Genomic DNA, 1,546 nt, shown 5'->3' on the forward strand with positions numbered 1-1,546 from the left:
ACCGGCTGACCGACCGGCTGGGACGCGACCAGCGCGAGCTGCGCCGGGTGCTGGCCACCGTCCCCGCCCGCCACGTCGACCACCCCGCCCCGCCGGCCGAGCCGACCACCCTGCTGGCGCGGCTGCAGGCCGACGTCCTCGCCGACGCACCGCCGCGCCCGCCCGCTGAGCGCGCGGTGTGGCGTACCGACGACACCTCGGTGCAGCTGCACTCCTCCCACGGCCCCGACCGGCAGGTCGAGGTGCTGCGCGACGTGCTGCTCGGCCTGCTCGCCGACGACCCCACCCTCGAGCCCCGCGACGTCGTCGTGATGTGCCCCGACATCGACACCTACGCGCCGCTGATCCAGGCCGGCTTCGGGCTGGCCGTGCACGACGCCGACCTCACCTCCCACCCGGGCCACCGGCTGCGGGTGCGGCTGGCCGACCGCTCGCTGCGCCAGGTCAACCCGCTGCTGGAGCTGCTGGTGGCGGTGCTCGACCTCACCGTCTCCCGCGCCCCCGGCACCGCGCTGGCCGACCTGGCCGCCGCCCCGGCGGTGGCGCGCCGGTTCCGCTTCCGCACCGACGACCACCGCCGGATCGCCGAGCTGCTGGAGCAGTCCGGGGTGCGCTGGGGGCTGGACCACCTGCACCGCGGGCAGTTCGGGATGTCGGCGTTCCCGCAGAACACCTGGGCCGCCGGCCTGGCCCGGATGCTGGCCGGGGTGGCGATGAGCGAGGACGGCCAGCCGGTGCTGGGCACCGTGCTGCCGCTGGACGGCGTCGACTCCTCCGAGGTCGAGCTGGTGGGTTCGCTGGCCGAGCTGGTGAGCCGGGTACGCCGGGCCGTCACCGCCTTCTCCCGGCCGCAGCCGATCACCGGGTGGGTGGCGGCGTCCCGGGAGACGTTGGAGTCGCTGGTCGCGGTCGGCCCCGACGAGCAGTGGCAGCTCGGGCACGCCTTCGCCCAGCTCGCCGACCTGGTCGCCGATCTCGACCCGGAACGGGCCCCGGAGCTGTCGCTGGCCGACTTCCGCGGGCTGCTCGACGACGACCTGCGCGGACGCCCGACCCGGGGCAGCTTCCGCACCGGCGCGCTGACCATGTGCACGCTGTCGCCGATGCGCGCCGTCCCGCACCGGGTGGTCTGCCTGCTCGGCCTCGACGACGGCGTCTTCCCCCGCCCGGGCGGCGTCGACGGCGACGACGTGCTGGCCCGCGCGCCGCTGGTGGGCGATCGCGACCCGGTCAGCGAGGACCGCCAGCTGCTGCTGGACGCCGTGCTCGCAGCCCGGGACACGCTGGTGGTGGTGCACGGCGGCACCGACCCGCGCACCGGCGCCCGGCGACCCGATGCGGTGCCGCTGCGCGAGCTGCTGGACGCCGTCGACGAGACGGTCCGCCCGCGGCACGAGGACGGCCCCCCGGTGAGCGAGCGGATCCGGGTGCGTCACCCGCTGCAGCCGTTCTCCCCCGCCAACTTCCTGCCGTCGGCCGGCGGCGGGCCGCCGCTGAGCTTCGACCCGGTGGCGCTGCGCGGCGCCCGGGCCAGCCTGGCCCCGCG

1 pseudogene is annotated in these 1,546 nt (G+C 77.0%); it reads left to right on the forward strand.

The features are described from left to right. Positions 1-1,546: pseudogene (locus DVA66_RS20265) on the forward strand (exodeoxyribonuclease V subunit gamma); the annotation flags it as partial.

The organism is Desertihabitans aurantiacus (assembly GCF_003344635.1).
In the GTDB taxonomy this organism is placed as follows: Bacteria; Actinomycetota; Actinomycetes; order Propionibacteriales; family Propionibacteriaceae; genus Desertihabitans; species Desertihabitans aurantiacus.